We start from the raw sequence: 15,866 nt of genomic DNA on the forward strand, positions 1-15,866 counted from the left end.
GCGTTGGAACTGCGTCAATTCAAGTATTTCCTGTCGATCGCCGACAGCGGCAGCCTGTCGCGTGCGGCGCTGCAACTGCACGTGGCGCAGTCGGCGCTGAGCCGGCAGCTGTCGGAGCTCGAGGCCGAGCTCGGCACCCAGCTGCTGCTGCGCAGCCGCAACGGCGTGGTGCTCACCGACAGCGGCAAGGTGTTCTACGAGTACGCCCAGGGCATCACCAAGCAGATCGAGGACGCGCGGGCCGCCGTGCATTGCGCGGCCGATGCGGTGGTCGGCTCGGTGGTGGCGGCCCTGCCGCAGAGCGTGGCCGCCACGCTCGCGCTGCCGTTGCTGCGGGCCGCGGCGAAGCGCTACCCCAACATCGTGTTCCACCTCAACGAAGAGCTGACCGGCAACATGGCCGACCAGATGCTGCGCGGCCGCGTCGACGTGGCGGTCTTCACGCCCGGCATGCTGCCGCAGGACATCGCCTTCACGCCGCTGGTGGACGAGGCTTTCGTGCTGATCCACTCGGCGCAGGACGAGGGCGCGCCGCCGCCCGGCGACGTGACGGTGGCGCAGGCCATCGCGCGCCCGCTGGTGCTGCCCAGCAACCACCACGGCCACTGCACGCGCTGGATCGTCGATGCCGCGCTCGAGGCCGGGTCGTACCGCGCCCAGCGCATCGCGGCCGAGATCAACTCGGTCTATGTGCTCAAGAGCGCGGTCGAGGCCGGCATCGGGCCGACCATCATGCCGCTGGGCCTGGCGCAGCGCGAGGTCGAGGACGGCCGGCTGATCGCGCATGCGATCGCTTCCGATGCGATGGTGCGGCGGCTCGGCCTGTGCGTCTCGCGGCACCTGCCGATGACCAACGCCAAGCGCGCGATCTGCCAGCTGATCCGTGACGTGGTGCGCGAACTCTGCGAACAGCAGAAGTGGGCCGGCGCGCGCCTCGTCACCGAAGGCTGAGGCGCGCGAAAAAGCCGGCCCTCGCTTGCGCGCGGGCCGGCTCGGTCTTCAGATCAGTTGAAGATCAGTTGGCGACGGCAGGGCGCTGCTGCTGTGCCTGCACCGGTGCCGAGGTGCGCGTCATCGTCGAGATCACGCGGCTGTTGACCTTGGAACCGCTCGACACGTTCTGGTCGGGTGCGTTGGCTTGCTTGACCGCATCGGCATACACCGCATCGCGGTTGGCCGTCGAGGTGAAGGGCTCGGCGCCGCGCGAACCGCGGGCGACGTTCTGGTTCGGCGAGGCGGCGGTGCGCTCGGCTTCGGCGGCGACTTCGGCGCGGCTCTTGACCGAGTTGGCGGCGTGCACGCCGTCGTAGGTCTCGGCGTGGGCCAGCGAGAAGATCGACAGCGACAGGGTGGCGGCGAGGAGCGAGAGCGTTTTCATGAGAGGTCCTTCGAAGTGAGTGGTCCGGTTGTCTGATCCGTGGCCATCGCATCGCGATGCCGTGCGGGGAGGGCCTGTTCACCCTATTTCCGGGGTCGCGAAGGCCTGCCACGGCGGGCCAATCAAGGCGCGTGACGCTGCGCGTGCTGAAGCACGCGCAAGGAACGCAACGCCGAGTGGCCCGCCGTGGCAGGCCTTCCCGAAGGGTTGGCTGACTCAGGGGCCGTCTGCGGCGTTGCCCGCGCTTGCAAGGCCAAAGCCTTGCTGCGCACGGGCGCCTTGCATCCAGCCCCTGAGTCAGCCAACGCGATCCCCGGAAATAGGGTGAACAGGCCCAATCGACACTGACACCTGGCGCGTGCGGCTCGAGCACTACCTGCCGGTGGCGCGCTTCGGTGCGAGTTTCTACACGCGCACGCGCGAGCGTTTTGCGATCGAGGACATCGCCAGCGCCCCCGGCACCGCGGTGGCGCCGATGGACCCCGTCTGACAAGGCGCCCGGGCCGCTGCCGCTAGCATCGGCCCATGCATTCTTCTTCCGTCTGCCGTGCGCCCGCGCACCGTCCGTGGGGCACGCCAGCCGGCATGGCCTTGTCCTTGCTGCTCGCCCTGTGCGTGTGGTTGCTGCCCCTGCCGGCCGCGGCCAAGCGCATCGCGGTGCCGGCGCGGCAGTCGCTGGTGACCGACCTCACGGGCACGCTGAACCCGAACCAGGTCGCCGCGCTGCGAGAGAAGCTCGATGACTTCCAACGTGACCACCAGGCCCAGCTTGCGGTGCTGGTGGTACCGACCACCGGCGAGGACAGCATCGAATCCTTCGCGACCCGCGTGTTCGACAAATGGAAACTGGGCAGCGCCAAGGACAACGACGGCCTGCTGCTGCTGGTGGCCTTGAAGGACCGGCGCATGCGCATCGAGGTCGGCCAGGGGCTCGAGGGCCAGGTGCCCGACGTGCTGGCGGGCCGCATCGTCGACCAGCAGATGATGCCGCGCTTCAAGCAGCAGGACTACTACGGCGGCATCGACGGCGCCGTCGATGCGCTCATCGAGCGTCTGGGCGGCGGCTTCGTGGTGCCGCCCTCGGCCATGGGCCAGGACCCGCAGCTCGGCGAGGTGATCGACACCCCGGGCGAGCCCTACGAGGTCGAGGTCGAGACCCGCTCGGGCATCACGCCCTTCGGCTGGGCCTTCATCGCGGTGCTGCTCGCCGCCATCGGCGCGGCCAGTTGGCGCTGGCGTTTCGCGCGGCGCCTCTTCGCGGGCCTCGGCGTGCTCGCCGGCGTGATCACCGCATCGGTGATGCACTTCGGCGGCAGCGAGACGCTGACCGGCATCGGCGTGGTGCTGGGCAGCGCCGTCGCGCTGTTCCTGCTGACCCTGGTCGCCGTGGGCATGCGCATGGCCTGGCGCCAGGGCTTCGCTTCCTTCGCGATCCGCTGGGTGATCGTGCTGGGCCTGACCGCCTACGTCGCCTGGGAGAACCCCGGGGAGTGGATTCCGGCCGCCATGGCCTTCGGCATCTCGATGCTGTTCGCCTTCTTTCCGGGCAGCGTCGGCGGCAGCAGCGACGGCGACGACGATTCCGACAGCGGCTGGAGCAGCTCCAGTTCGTCCAGTTCCTCGTCGTCCAGCAGCAGCTCTTCGAGCAGCAGCAGCAGTGGCGGCTCGAGCAGCGGCGGCGGCGCGTCGGGCAGCTGGTAGACCGCGGCCGCCGGATCAGACCAGCCGCAGGTCCTTCGCGCTCACGCCGCCGAACACATGGTCGAGCTGCGCGGGCGACAGTCCGTACATGCGCGCGAACAGGCCGGCGAAGACCGCGCGGTATTCGTTGAGCACCGGGTGGTCGCGGTTCTGGAACAGCGCCGCGGGCTGCGTGAGCGCGAGCTGCTCGCCCACCACGCGGCCGCCCGCCTGTGCATCCAGCCCGCCGCCCAGCACCCAGTAGACCGTGCCGTGCCCGTGGTCGGTGCCCTTGTTGCCGTTCTCGCGGAAGGTGCGACCGAACTCGCTGATCACCACCACCACAGTGTCGCGCCAGGCGCTCTCGCCCATCGCGTCGGCAAAACCGGCCAGGCCGCGGCCCAGTTCCTCGAAGCGGTTCGCCAGGTAGCCGGTGCCCGCGCCCTGCCCCACGTGCGTGTCCCAGCCACCGACGTCGACGAAGCCGAGGTCGAAGCGCTCCTGCATCAGCCGCGCCATGCGCTGGGCCACGAGTTCAAAGCCCTTGGCCGTCATCGCATTGCGGCTGGCCGCGTCCATCTCGGCCTTGACCGCGCGCAGCACCTCGTCGCGCACCGCGAAGCCCTCGGCCACGGGCTGGGCCAGCGCGGTGCCGCGGTACATCGATTCGATCACCTGGCTCTGGCGCGCATCGATGCCCTGGCGGCCGACGTTGCCGAGCGCCATGTTGGCGGCCTGCGCATCGCCGCGCAGCGAGATCGGCAGCTGGTCGGTGAAGGCGATGGGCGACACCGCCGTGAGCGGGCCCGCGCCCAGTACGCCGGCCAGCCGGTTGAGGAAGCCCGAGCGGTAGTCGCGGCGGCGGTCGAGCGCCTGGCCGAGCTCGATCGAATCCTGCGTCTCGAAGTGGCTGCGCGTGAGGTCATCGGTGCCGGCAAAGGGAATGAAGGCCGCCTGCTTCTTCTGGAACAGCGGCATCACGCTGGACGCCAGCGCGGGATGCAGCCCCCAGTCGGCATCGAGCGCCAGTGCGCCGTTGGCCTCACCGGGCCGCGGCACCGCGATGCCGGGGCGCGAGGCGCGGTAGAAGTCGCCGGACGCGCCCGAGATCGGCACCAGCAGGTTGGCGCAGTCGTAGGCGCCGCGCAGGAACACCACCAGCAGCTTGGCGCCCTCCGCCGCGGGCGCGGCCATCAGGCGGCCCGCGCCACCGGCCAGCGGTGCGGCGGCGGCCAGCATCTTCAACAGGTCACGGCGTTGCATGGCGAGTCCTTTCAGCGATGGTTGAACTCGGGGGACGCGAGGAAGAAGGTGTTCCAGTCGGGCGGTGCACTGGCCTGGGCCAACGCCGCGCGCGTGGCCTGGCTCAGCGACGCCATCTCGGTGCGCACCACCGGCGACGCGGCCAGCGGCGGGTATGGCGGCTTCTCCAGCGGGGCCTTGTCGCCGGCGCGGAACAGCACCGCGCCGCTGGCGCCGATGGCGCGCGCGATCTCGAAGCGCGTGGCCATCTGGCCGGCGCTGGCCCAGGCGTCCTGCGTGAGCGCATAGCCGTCGGGGGTCTCGTGGCCGTAGAGCGGCTGGCCCATGCGGTTGAGCCAGCCCAGCATCGGCGCCACGTCGGACACCACCCGGTCGCCATAGGCCAGGCGCACGCTGCCGACCACGTAGTGCACCGGGTCACGGAACTTGCGGCCCAGCGAGGCCGCGAACTCGGGCGACTCGAACAGCGTGGTCAGCACCGCGGCGATGTCGCCGTCGCTGCGCAGGAAGGTCGCGCTCATGCGCTCGACCAGCGCGGGCGGCGGTGCATCGGCCACGAAGTAGATCGCGAGCTTGCGCGAGACGAAGCGCGCGGTGGCCGGGGCGCGCGCCAGGCGGTCGAGCGCTTCGTCGGCTTCGGCCAGGCCGCGCTGCGTGATCGGCGCGCCCAGCAGCGTCTTGGCGCCGTCGTCGTGCCGCGCGGGGTTGAACTCGAACAGACCCTGGCGCACATAGGCGGCCTGCTGGGCCGCGGGCAGACGCGGCGGCGGGCCGTCGTCGCGCAGGGTCACGCCCAGGCCGCTGAGCACGCGTGCCAGCGACTGCACGTCGGCCTGCGAATAGCCGCTGCCCACGCCCAGCGTGTGCAGCTCCATCAACTCGCGCGCATAGTTCTCGTTGAGCCGGCCGCCCGCGTTCTGCGCGTTGTCGAGGTAGCGCAGCATCGCGGGATGCCGCACCGTGGCGCCCAGCAGGTCGCGAAAGCGGCCCAGTGCGTGCGGGCGGATGGCCGCCTGCTCGTAGTCGCCGACCAGTTCGCGCAAGCCGCCCTTGCGCGTGCTCACGTTGAAGTGGTTCATCCAGAACCAGGTCATCTGCTCCTGCAGCTGGTTGGGCGAATACAGCGCACGCAGCAGGAAGCGCTGCTGGGCCTCGCGGCTCAGCTGGTTGAGCGCCTGCTGGTAGGCCTGGCGCGCGGCCGCCTTCGCAGCGTCGTCGGCGAGCGCATCGGCGGCCTTGCGTTGAGCCTCGAGTTCGCGCGCCAGCCGGTCGATCGGCGTCGTGCTGATGCGCATCACATCGATCTGCGCCTGCGCGGCGGCCGGCAGCACGGCCGGGCCGGGGTGCAGTTGCGCGCCGAGCCAGCGCGGCACGCCCATGGCTTCGACCTTCTGCGCATCGGCCGGGCTCGCGCCCCAACTCACGCGGTCCAGCCACTGCAGCCGGGCCGCGGCGTCCACCGGTGCGGAGGCGAGCTGCGGCGTGGGGATGCTGCCGCAGGCGGCGAGCAGCAGGGCCGCGAGCGCGACGCCGGGACGGAAAATCGACAGACGGATCGATGGCATGCCGTACTCAACCTTTCGCACATCGCTCAGGTTGACACGGCCATGTCAACGCCCGGTGAAGCCCGGTGACAAGCCGTCGCCGGCTCAGGCCTGCAGGGTCTTCTGCGTCGTCGCCTCGCCGGCGATCTGGCGCAGCGCGCGCTCGAACACCTCGACCGGCTGGCCGCCCGAGATCAGGTGCTGGTCGTTGATGATGATCGCGGGCACCGAGCGGATGCCGGCCTCGGTGTAGAGCTGCTCGCGCTGGCGTGTTTCCTCGGCGTATTCGTCGCTCTCGAGGATCGCGCGGGCGCGCACCGGGTCGAGGCCGACCTCGGTCACGGCACGCAGCAGCACCTCGATATCGGAAGGGTTCTCGCCGTCGGTGAAGTAGGCCTGCAGCAGCCGCTTCTTGAGCGCCTTCTGCTGCGCTTCGCCCTCGAGCTCGGCCCAGTGCAGCAGCCGGTGCGCGTCGAAGGTGTTCCAGATGCGCTTGCGCTTGCCCTGGCCGAAGGTGAAGCCGACCGCGGCGCCGCGCTGGCGGATCGCCTCGGCGTTGGTCTGCGCCTGCTCGGCCGAGATGCCGTACTTGCGCGTCAGGTGCTCAATGGTGTCCTCGCCCTCGCGCGCCATCTGCGGGTTGAGCTCGAAGGGCTGGAAATGCAGTTCGGCCGTGACCTCGGGCGCGACCCGCGCCAGCGCGCTTTCGAGCGCGGTCAGGCCGATGGCGCACCAGGGGCAGGACACATCGGAAACGAAATCGATCTTGAGGCGGGCGGTCATCGGCGGGCTCTTCCAGGCAGGGACAAGCCGCCATGATGGCGCCAGGCACAGCACCGCTGCCGGCGGCAGGGCGTAACACCCCACCACGGCCGCGGGTCATTCCTCGCTGGTCCACTCCACCTGCACGCCCAGGCTGCGCAGGTTCTCGACGAAATGCGGGTGGGCGCGGCGGATCGGCGTGGCGTTGCGGATCTCGGAGCGGCCCTCGATGCTGGCGGCCACCATGAACAGCGCGATCGCCACCCGGATGATGTAGGGGCTCTCGACCACCGCCGGCGTCAGCGGTCCGCCGCCGAAGGTGATGAGCCGGTGCGGGTCGGACGAGAACACATGGGCGCCGAACTTCGACAGCTCGCCGGTCCAGCCCAGCGCGCCGTCGTAGACCTTGTTCCAGAACATCGCGTTGCCCTGCGCCCGCACGCCCAGCGCGATGAAGATCGGCAGCAGGTCGACCGGGAAGTAGGGCCAGGGCGCGGCCTCGACCTTGGTCAGCACGTTGCTGGTGAACGGCGTCTGGACGCGCAGCGCGCCCGGCGTGCTGGCGCGCGACCAGCCGTCTTCATGGGTGATCTTGACGCCGAACTTGGCGAAGGTGCGGTCGATCAGCGGGAAGTTGCCCGGCGCGGTGTTGCGCACCACCACGTCGCCGCCGGTGATCGCGCCCAGCGCGAGGAAGGTGGTGATCTCGTGGAAGTCCTCGTCGAAGCGGAACTCGCCGCCGCCCAGCCGGACCCCGCCATGCACCGTGAGCCGCGAGGTGCCGATGCCCTCGATGCGCGCGCCGAGGGCGACCATGAAGCGGCAGAACTCCTGCACATGCGGCTCGGACGCGGCGTTGGTCAGCGTCGAGGTGCCTTCGGCCGCCGAGGCGCAGAGCACGAAGTTCTCGGTGGTGGTGACCGAGGCGTAGTCCAGCCAGTGGTCCACCGGCCGCAGCGCCCCGGCGCGCACCAGCAGCGAGCCGTCGGCGCGCTCGACCTCGGCGCCGAAATGGCGGAACACCTCGACGTGCGGATCGATCTCGCGCACGCCCAGCGTGCAGCCCTTGACGTTGTCCTCCAGCCGCGCCACGCCGAAGCGCGCCAGGAGCGGCGGCACGAGCATGATCGACGAGCGCATCTCCTCGGGCAGCCGGTGGCGTACCGCATCGAAGGTGGTCTCGCGATGGTGCAGCTGCAGCGTGCCGCTCGCATGGTCCATCTCGACCTGGCTGCCCAGCGTGCGGAAGATGTCGAGGATCTTGCGCACGTCGGTGATGTCGGGCACGCCCAGCAGCCGCAGCGGCTCGGTGCTGAGCAAGGTGGCGCAGAGCACCGGCAGCACGGCGTTCTTGTTGGCCGAGGGCGTGATGCGGCCGCTGAGCGGGCGGCCGCCGTGGACGATGAGGTTGGACATGGGACGAAGGGAAAAGTGAAGGCGCGCCGGCTCAGAGGCTGCGCCAGAAATCGGTCAGAAGGGTCACGAACTCGACGGGCTTTTCGACCGCACTCACATGCGCTGCATCGATGCTCGCGCGCTTCGCGTGCGGGATGGCCTCGGCGATCTGCGCCGACATCGCGGGCGGCGTGGCCAGGTCCTGCGCGCCGTCGATCACCAGCGTCGGCACCGTGATGCGGCGGTTGCTCGCACGGAAGTCGATGCCGGCCACGGCCTTGCAGCTCTCGACGTAGCCGGCCGCATCGGTGGCCACCAGCATGCTGCGCAGCGCGGCGGCCGCGGCCGTGCCTTCGGGCGTGGCGCGCCAGGCCGGCGTGAGCCAGCGCTCGACCGCGCCGTCGGCGATGTCCTGCACGCCGTGGGCCTGCACGCGCGCCACCCGCGCTTGCCAGGTCGAGACGTCGGGATAGTGCGCGCTCGAGTTCGCGATGACCACGTCGCGCAGCAGCTCGGGCCGCTGCAGGGCCAGCGCCTGCGCGGTCATGCCGCCCATCGACAGGCCGACGAAATGCACCGGCTCGCCGCCGGCCTCGCGCTCGATCAGCGCGGCCGCGTCGTCGGCCAGGGCCTCGACGGAGAACGGCGCCGCCGGCGCGGCCGAGCCGCCGTGGTGGCGGTGGTCGTAGCGGATCACGGTGTGGGCACGCGCCAGCAGCGCGGCCACGCCGTCCCACATGTGCAGGTTGCAGCCGAGCGCATGGCTCAGCACGACGATCGGGCCTTCGCCTTCGCGCAGGACATTCAATGGAATCATGGTGCGATCTCTTTACGGACGGAGGTTACAGGCAGCCGGGGCAGCCAGAAGAAGGCGATGAGCATCAGCGAGGCGCCGGCCAGCGCCATCGGCACCACCATCGGCCAGGCGCCGTTGGACGAGGCCGGGTCGATGAAGGTGGCGGCGGTCTGTCCGACCACGAAGCCCGCCACCATCATGCCGAAGCCCGACCACGACACCGCGCGCCCGGCCAGGTGCGGCAGGTCGCCCACCGCGCCGGCCTGGCCGCAGGGTTGATGGATGCCGTGGCCCAGGCAATAGACCCCGTGGCCCAGCAGCAGCGGCCAGACCGACAGCGGTAGCAGCCAGCAGCCCAGCGCCGCCAGCAGCGGGCCGGCCAGGCTCAGCGTGGCGCCCAGCTGCACGGTGCGCACCGCGCCGCGCCGGCGCAGCAGGCGCCGGCACATCGTGGTGCTGAAGATGTAGACCAGCGAGCCGCCCGCGGGAATCCAGCCGTACTGGATCGGCGTGAGCCCCAGGTAGCCGATGTAGACCATAGGCGACAGCAGCAGGAAGGAGAAGATGCCCGCATAGGTGCTGGCCGCGACCGAGGCCCAGGCGCGGAAGCTCGCGCTGGCGAACACCTCGCGCAGGCTGCCCTGGGGCGCGGCGGCCGCCCCGGCCACCGGCGGCCGCAGCGTCTCGCCGAACCAGCGGTGGCACATGGCCCACAGCACCAGCGCATAGACGGCCATGCCGCCCAGCACCCAGCGCCAGCCCAGTTCCTCGACCGCGAAGGCGCCCATCACCGGCGCGAACAGCGCGACGATGCCCAGGCCCGTGAGGCCGCGCGCCATGATGTGCGGGCCTTCGTGCGCCGGGTAGAGGTCGCGCACCGCGGCGCGCGCGCAGACCAGGATCGCGGCCATCGCGAAGCCGTGCAGCACGCGCAGCCCCACCAGCCAGGCCATGATGGGCGCGAACACGCCGCCGGCCGAGGCCAGCGCGTAGAGGGCCAGGCCGCCCAGCAGCACCGGCCGGCGGCCGATGCGGTCTGCCAGCGGTCCGCAGGCGAGCTGCGCGAAGCCGAAGGCCAGCACGAAGGCCGTCAGGCTGGCGCTGGCCGAGCCCAGTTCGCGCGCGATCTCGGGCAGGGCCGGCAGGTAGCTGTCGGTGGCCACGGGCTGGGCCGCGAGCAGCAGCGGCAGCAGCAGCGCGAAGGAGATCGCCGGCGATGGCGCGGAAGGTGGGGCGCCCGCGGCCGCACTCACTTCGGCAGGTCCGAGAGCAGGCCCTTTTCACGCAGGATCGCCGTCGCGATGCCGAAGCCATGGTTGGCCACCGGCACGCCGCAGTAGATGGCCGCCATCAGCAGCACTTCCTTGATGTCGTCGGGCGTGAGCCGCGACTCGGGCGGCCCGTCGAGCGCGGAGCGCACGTGCATCGCGAACTCCTCGTACGCGTGGGTGCCCAGCATCATCGACAGCACCATGTAGCGGCGCGTCTTGTCGCCCAGCGCGGGCCGGCCCCAGATGTCGTTCCAGGCATGACGCGTGATGAGTTCCTGGAACTCGGCGTTGAAGCCGGTGCGCTTGGCCAGCGACTGGTCGACCCAGGCATCGCCCAGCACGCGGCGGCGCTGCAGCAGGCCGCGTTCGTAGTCGCTCGGCGTCGAGGAAGGAGAGGAGGAAGTGCTGTCGTCGCTCATGGCGAAACGTCCTTGGAAGTGGGTGCGCGAAGGGTGTCGAAGCGGGCCCGCAGGTCCTGCAGCTGCGCGCGGGCGATCTCGGCGGCGCCCTCGGCCAGCGCCGGGTCGAACCATTCGTCGGCGGCCTCGGGCGGCAGTTCGGCGCGCAGCCGGTCGATCTGGGCGCGCATGCGCGCGGCATCGACCTGCAGCCGCGGCAGCGCGCCGGCCAATGCGCGGGTGGCGCCCTGCACCGTGGTCCAGAGTTGCGGCCAGGCGGCCAGTTCGGCCTGCCAGGGGCCCAGCGCGCGCTGGTGCTGCTGCGGCATCGCAGCCAGCAGCGCCGCGACCTGCTGCGGCGCGCGTTGCGCGGCGGCCAGCGCGACCATCGAGGCCACCGGATTGCGCTTGTGCGGCATGGCCGAGGAGCCGCCACGGCCGGGCTCGCTGCCTTCGGTGACCTCGCCGACCTCGTACTGGCCCAGCAGCGACAGGTCGAGCGCGATCTTGCCCAGGCTGCCGGCCAGCAGGCCCAGTTCGCAGCCCAAGGCCACCGCCTCGTCGCGCTGGGTGTGCCAGGTGGCGCCGGGGTCGCGCAGCCGCAGCGCGGCGGCGAGGCGGGCCCGCACCGCGGCGCCCTGTCCCTTCATCTGCGCGAGCGTGCCGACCGCGCCGCCCAGCTGCAGTTGCAGCGCACGCGCCGCGACGTCCTGCAAGCGCTCGCGGCTGCGCAGCAGCGGCGCCGCCCACTGCGCGCACACCAGGCCGAAGCTGGTGACCGAGGCCGGCTGCATCAGCGTGCGCGCCAGCATCGGCGTGGCGGCATGGGCCTGCGCATGGTCCAGCAAGGCCGCGATCGCGGCGTCGAGATCGGTTTCCAGCAGCGCCAGCGCCTCGCGCATCGTCAGCGCCAGTGCGGTGTCGATCACGTCCTGGCTGGTGCCGCCCAGGTGCACGAAGGGCAAGGCCTCGGGATGACGCTCGGCCACCCGGGCCTTGAGCGCCAGCACCAGCGGGATCGCGAGGCTGCCGGCGCGGCCGCTGTCGCGCGCGATCTGCGCGGGATCGAACAGCGCGGGGTCGCAGCAGGCGGCGATGGCTTCGGCCGCGGCCGCGGGGACCAGGCCCGCGCCCGCTTGCGCGCGCGCCAGTTCGGCCTCGAAGCGCAGCATCGCGCCGACGACCGAAGGGCCCTCGAAGACCGCCTGGATCTCGGGGTTGGACAGAAAGGCGTCGAAGATGCTCATGGAAGAAGGCGTTTCGGGTGCCCGCATTGTGAACGCGGGCCGCCGCCCCCTGCTCAGCGTCGGGTACCGAAAGGGATCTGGCCGCGCCAGTAGCGCAGCGTGAGCCAGCCGCCCAGGATGCCGCCCAGGTGCGCGAAATGCGCCACGCCGCTCATGCTGCCGGTCACGCCCAGGAACAATTCGATCAGGCCGTAGAGCAGCACGAACAGCCAGGCCGGCATCGGGATCGGCGGGATCAGCGGCACGATGCGGCGGTGGGGGAACAGCATCGCGAAGCCCAGCAGCAGGCCGAACAGGCCGCCCGAGGCGCCCACCGTGGGCGCACCGCTGCCGCTCCAGGCCGCGACCGCGAGCTGGGCCAGCGCGGCGAACAGCACGCTCACGAAGTAGAAGACCAGGAAGCGCTTCGGGCCCCAGACGCGCTCGAGCTCGGCGCCGAACATGAACAGGCCGAACATGTTGAACACCAGGTGCGACATGCCGCCGTGCAGGAAGGCGTAGCTCAGCACCTGCCAGGGCATGAAGCCGCCCGAGTCGACGGGCCACAGCGCGAACATCGCCAGGCCGTCGACGCCGAGCGACTGCATCAGGAAAACGACCACGCAGCTGAGGATCAGCGCCTGGGTGGCGGGCGGCATGGCAAACATCGGGGCTCCGTTTCTGGGGTCTGGGTCTGGATCAGGGAAGAAGGCGCACGGTGCGACTCAGGCCGCGGCGCGAGGTTCCGGCGCCGGGCCCGAAGTGCCCGCCTCGGCCAGCACCATGCGCCAGGCGCACAGCGTGCCCAGCACCGCGAGCACCGAGGCGGCCGCGAACATCGCGCCGAAACCGAAGCGGCTGGCCAGCGCCCCGCCGGCCAGCACGCCGGCCACGCCGCCGATGCCGTAGCCGACCACGGTGAAGAGCGCCTGGCCGCGGCCGCGCAGCCGGCCCGGGAAATGGCGCGTGACCAGCGCGATGCAGGTCGTGTGGTGGGCCGCGAAGCTCAAACCGTGCAGCAGTTGCGCGACCACGATGGCCCACAGCCACTGCCCCGCCGCACCGGTGAGCGCCATGCGCGCGATCGCCACGACGCTGCAGATCAGCAGCCAGCGCGCCATCGGGAAGCGGCCGATGATCCGGCCCTGCACGAAGAACCAGCCGACCTCGGTCACGATCGACAGCGCCCACAGCGCGCCGATCACGCCCTTGCCGTAGCCCAGCGAATCGAGATACAGCGAGAGAAAGCCGTAGATCGAGAAATGCGCCGTGATGTGCAGGCACAGCGAGGCCAGGAACCAGCGCACCGCGGGCTGGCGCAGCACCGGGCCGACCGGCACACGCGCCTCGTCGTGCGCGGCCGGCGGCTCGCGCACGTCGGGCAGGCGCCAGGCGGCCCACAGCACCAGCGCCAGCGTGATCGCGGCCCAGGCCGGGAAGTGGCCCATGCCGAAGCGGTCGAACCATTCGCCCGCGACCGAGACCGTGAGCAGGAAACCGGCCGAGCCCCAGAGCCGGATCCGGCCGTAGCGCCCCCAGTCGCCCGCCACCAGTTGCGCCATCGCGGCCTCGGTGAGCCCCATCATCGAACTGGTGTGGGTGAACAGCAGCAGCAGCACGAAGCCGATCCACCAGGCATTGCCCGGCACCCAGAGGCCGAAGGACACGGCCAGCGCGATCGCCGCGCTGATGCGCAGCAGCCGCACGCGCTCGCCGGTGTGGTCGCTCAGCGCGCCCCAGGCATAGGGCGCGAACACGCGGGTGAAGGACTGCACCGCCGCCAGCAGGCTGATGGTGAAGATCGGCAGCCCCTGGTCCTTGAGCCACAGCGGCAGATAGGGGTTGAAGAAACCGATGTGCGCGAAATAGCTCGCCGACAGCGCGGCGAACGCCAGCAGGTGACCGCGGCCCCCCGCGGGGGACGGCGGGGGTGGCGCGGTGGCCACTAGAGGAAGGAGGCCTGCAGCGGTGCCGCGGGTGCTTCGGTGTCGGCCGGGGCCTTTTCGCCGTTCTGTGCGCGCTGGCGCAGCGCATGTTCCATCACCACCAGCGCCAGCATCGCCTCGGCGATCGGCGTGGCGCGGATGCCCACGCAGGGGTCGTGCCGGCCCTTGGTCACGACCTCGACCGGCTGGTTGTTCACGTCGATGGACTGGCGCGGGCTGATGATCGAGCTGGTCGGTTTGATCGCGATGCTGACTTCCAGGTCCTGCCCGGTGCTGATGCCGCCGAGCACGCCGCCCGCGTTGTTGCTCGCGAAGCCGTCGGGCCGGATCGAATCGCCGTGCGTGGTGCCGCGCTGCGCGACGCTGGCGAAGCCGGCGCCGATCTCCACGCCCTTGACCGCGTTGATGCCCATCATCGCGAAGGCGATGTCGGCATCGAGCTTGTCGAACAGCGGCTCGCCCAGGCCGACCGGCACCTTCGAGGCGGTCACGCGGATGCGCGCGCCGCAGGAGTCGCCGGCCTTGCGCAGCGCGTCCATGTAGGCCTCGAGCGCCGAGACGTCGGCCACGGGCGCGAAGAAGGGGTTGTTGGGCACGTGCTGCCAGTCCTCGAAGGGAATGACGGTCTCGCCGATCTGCGTCATGCAGCCGCGGAACACCGTGCCGTATTTTTCGAACAGCCATTTCTTGGCCACCGCGCCGGCCGCCACCATCGGCGCCGTGAGCCGGGCCGAGGAGCGCCCGCCGCCGCGCGGATCGCGGATGCCGTACTTCTTCCAGTAGGTGAAGTCGGCGTGGCCGGGCCGGAACTGCTCGGCGATGGCGCCGTAGTCCTTGCTGCGCTGGTCGGTGTTCTGGATCAACAGCGCGATCGGCGTGCCGGTGGTCTTGCCCTGGTAGACGCCGGAGAGGATCTGCACCGCGTCGGGCTCGTTGCGCTGCGTGACGTGGCGGCTGGTGCCGGGGCGGCGACGGTCCAGGTCGCCCTGGATGTCGGCCTCGGTCAGGGCCATGCCGGGGGGGCAGCCGTCGATCACGCAGCCGATGGCCGGGCCGTGCGATTCACCGAAGTTGGTGACCGCGAAGAGATTGCCGAAAGTGTTGCCGCTCATGGCGGAGGATTATCCCCACAATGGCGCGCACTTCAGCCGACCCGCGCATCCATCCGCTGGATCAGCTCGCCTATTTGCAGGTCGATGGCGAACAGCCGCTCGTTGAGGATCGCGGTCTGCAGCCGCAGCGCCTCGACGATCGCACGGGTCTGCGGGTCGGGTGCGTTGTCGACCAGCACCGACAGTTCGTGCAGCTTCTTGCGCAGTTCGTTGCTCATGCGATGCCTTTCGTGGGGGCTGGATGTGGCAAGCAGTATCGGTGCGGCGTGAAACGCAGGTCAATCCGGAAGCACCCCGGAAGCACCCCTGAAACGCCAGAATTTCAGAACTTCTTGAAGCTTCAGCAGCGACGCGCAACAATCACGTCATGCCCAGCACCAGCAGCCCTCCCCTCGAGCTCCCGCCCCTCAACCGCCAGTTCGTCGCCCACTTCGGCGAGATGGGCAGCAAGTGGGGCATCAACCGCACCGTCGGCCAGATCTACGCGCTGATCTTTTTATCGGAGCGTGCGCTCAACGCCGACGAGATCTCCGAGCTGCTGGCCTTCTCGCGTTCCAACGTGAGCATGGGTTTGAAGGAATTGCAGGCCTGGCGCCTGGTGCGTCTGCGCCACCAATCCGGCGACCGCCGCGAGTACTTCGAGGCGCCGTCGGACGTCTGGGAGATCTTCCGCGTGCTCGCCGAGGAGCGCCGCCGCCGCGAGATCGAGCCCACGCTGTCGATGCTGCGCATGGCGCTGCTCGAGGAACCCACCTCGGCCGAGGAGCGCCATGCCCAGCAGCGCATGCGCGAGATGCACGACCTCATCGACCGGCTGATGAAGTGGTTCGACGACGTGCAGCGCCTCGCGCCCGAGACCGCCATGCAGCTCATGGGCATGGGCGCGACCGTGACCAAGGTGCTGGGGCTCAAGGACCGGTTGACGGGCGGGGGCAAGCGGGGGAAGGCGGCCGAGAAGTAGGCTGCGCCGCGGGGATCCGCTTCGGCCTGATCGCCGAGGGCGCGCGCTCGCGGCACTGGGCGTGATCCTGCTGAAGGATGAAGCAGGCAAGCAGCCGCCACGCGCAATGCGATGTCTGGCGCTTGCGCGATGGT

17 protein-coding genes are annotated in these 15,866 nt (G+C 70.7%); 4 read left to right on the forward strand and 13 right to left on the reverse strand.

The features are described 5' to 3' along the window. Positions 1 to 3 precede the first annotated feature (3 nt). Entirely contained in the window at positions 4 to 951 is a 948-nt protein-coding gene (locus QTI20_RS16570) for a LysR family transcriptional regulator (RefSeq protein WP_286552452.1), read from the forward strand. Between the two features lie 64 nt (positions 952 to 1,015). Here QTI20_RS16570 and QTI20_RS16575 read toward each other — a convergent pair whose 3' ends face one another. Continuing rightward, complete coding sequence (locus QTI20_RS16575; RefSeq protein WP_183022899.1) at positions 1,016 to 1,378, reverse strand: DUF4148 domain-containing protein; 363 nt, start codon at positions 1,376 to 1,378, stop codon at positions 1,016 to 1,018. A 358-nt stretch (positions 1,379 to 1,736) separates the two neighbouring features. On the opposite strand from QTI20_RS16575, the gene QTI20_RS16580 reads away from it, so the two are divergent. After that, positions 1,737 to 1,868 carry a hypothetical protein gene (locus tag QTI20_RS16580; protein WP_503011407.1) on the forward strand — a complete coding sequence of 44 codons (132 nt, stop codon included), beginning with the start codon at positions 1,737 to 1,739 and terminating at the stop codon, positions 1,866 to 1,868. A 35-nt stretch (positions 1,869 to 1,903) separates the two neighbouring features. Next, positions 1,904 to 3,079: a TPM domain-containing protein gene (locus QTI20_RS16585; RefSeq protein ID WP_286552454.1), complete on the forward strand. Its 1,176-nt coding sequence runs from the start codon at positions 1,904 to 1,906 to the stop codon at positions 3,077 to 3,079. Between the two features lie 15 nt (positions 3,080 to 3,094). Here QTI20_RS16585 and QTI20_RS16590 read toward each other — a convergent pair whose 3' ends face one another. The 12 genes from QTI20_RS16590 to QTI20_RS16645 form a co-directional block, all read right to left on the reverse strand. Continuing rightward, on the reverse strand, positions 3,095 to 4,321 hold the full coding sequence (locus tag QTI20_RS16590; protein WP_286552456.1) for a DUF1501 domain-containing protein: 1,227 nt from the start codon (positions 4,319 to 4,321) through the stop codon (positions 3,095 to 3,097). Positions 4,322 to 4,332: 11 nt separating this feature from the next. Next, on the reverse strand, positions 4,333 to 5,886 hold the full coding sequence (locus QTI20_RS16595; protein ID WP_286552457.1) for a DUF1800 domain-containing protein: 1,554 nt from the start codon (positions 5,884 to 5,886) through the stop codon (positions 4,333 to 4,335). 84 nt (positions 5,887 to 5,970) lie between these two features. Then, on the reverse strand, positions 5,971 to 6,648 hold the full coding sequence (locus QTI20_RS16600) for a DsbA family oxidoreductase (RefSeq protein ID WP_286552460.1): 678 nt from the start codon (positions 6,646 to 6,648) through the stop codon (positions 5,971 to 5,973). A 96-nt stretch (positions 6,649 to 6,744) separates the two neighbouring features. Beyond that, a complete protein-coding gene (locus QTI20_RS16605; RefSeq protein ID WP_286552462.1) occupies positions 6,745 to 8,043 on the reverse strand; it encodes a UDP-N-acetylglucosamine 1-carboxyvinyltransferase in 1,299 nt (432 codons plus the stop codon). Between the two features lie 31 nt (positions 8,044 to 8,074). Beyond that, a complete protein-coding gene (locus QTI20_RS16610; protein ID WP_286552463.1) occupies positions 8,075 to 8,839 on the reverse strand; it encodes an alpha/beta fold hydrolase in 765 nt (254 codons plus the stop codon). Next, positions 8,836 to 10,071: an MFS transporter gene (locus QTI20_RS16615; protein ID WP_286552464.1), complete on the reverse strand. Its 1,236-nt coding sequence runs from the start codon at positions 10,069 to 10,071 to the stop codon at positions 8,836 to 8,838. Before QTI20_RS16615 ends, QTI20_RS16610 begins: the two co-directional genes overlap by 4 nt. Next, on the reverse strand, positions 10,068 to 10,508 hold the full coding sequence (locus QTI20_RS16620; protein WP_286552465.1) for a carboxymuconolactone decarboxylase family protein: 441 nt from the start codon (positions 10,506 to 10,508) through the stop codon (positions 10,068 to 10,070). Before QTI20_RS16620 ends, QTI20_RS16615 begins: the two co-directional genes overlap by 4 nt. Then, positions 10,505 to 11,734, reverse strand: a complete 1,230-nt coding sequence (locus QTI20_RS16625; protein ID WP_286552467.1) for a lyase family protein — start codon at positions 11,732 to 11,734, stop codon at positions 10,505 to 10,507. The genes QTI20_RS16620 and QTI20_RS16625 overlap by 4 nt, the downstream gene beginning before the upstream one ends. 53 nt (positions 11,735 to 11,787) lie before the next feature. Next, the gene (locus tag QTI20_RS16630; RefSeq protein ID WP_183026652.1) at positions 11,788 to 12,381 is read right to left on the reverse strand and encodes a rhomboid family intramembrane serine protease; all 594 of its coding nucleotides are present in this window, start codon (positions 12,379 to 12,381) and stop codon (positions 11,788 to 11,790) included. Positions 12,382 to 12,438: 57 nt separating this feature from the next. Further along, positions 12,439 to 13,659: an MFS transporter gene (locus QTI20_RS16635; protein ID WP_286552469.1), complete on the reverse strand. Its 1,221-nt coding sequence runs from the start codon at positions 13,657 to 13,659 to the stop codon at positions 12,439 to 12,441. After that, positions 13,659 to 14,771, reverse strand: a complete 1,113-nt coding sequence (gene aroC / locus QTI20_RS16640) for a chorismate synthase (protein WP_183026654.1) — start codon at positions 14,769 to 14,771, stop codon at positions 13,659 to 13,661. Before aroC ends, QTI20_RS16635 begins: the two co-directional genes overlap by 1 nt. Positions 14,772 to 14,803: 32 nt before the next feature. Further along, the gene (locus QTI20_RS16645; RefSeq protein ID WP_183026655.1) at positions 14,804 to 14,989 is read right to left on the reverse strand and encodes a hypothetical protein; all 186 of its coding nucleotides are present in this window, start codon (positions 14,987 to 14,989) and stop codon (positions 14,804 to 14,806) included. Between the two features lie 149 nt (positions 14,990 to 15,138). Here QTI20_RS16645 and QTI20_RS16650 point away from each other — a divergent pair, with 149 nt between their 5' ends. Beyond that, positions 15,139 to 15,732, forward strand: coding sequence for a GbsR/MarR family transcriptional regulator (locus tag QTI20_RS16650; RefSeq protein ID WP_183026656.1), 594 nt, complete (start codon positions 15,139 to 15,141; stop codon positions 15,730 to 15,732). Positions 15,733 to 15,866 lie beyond the last annotated feature (134 nt).

Source organism: Variovorax sp. J2P1-31 (assembly GCF_030317215.1).
Lineage (GTDB): Bacteria > Pseudomonadota > Gammaproteobacteria > Burkholderiales > Burkholderiaceae_C > Variovorax.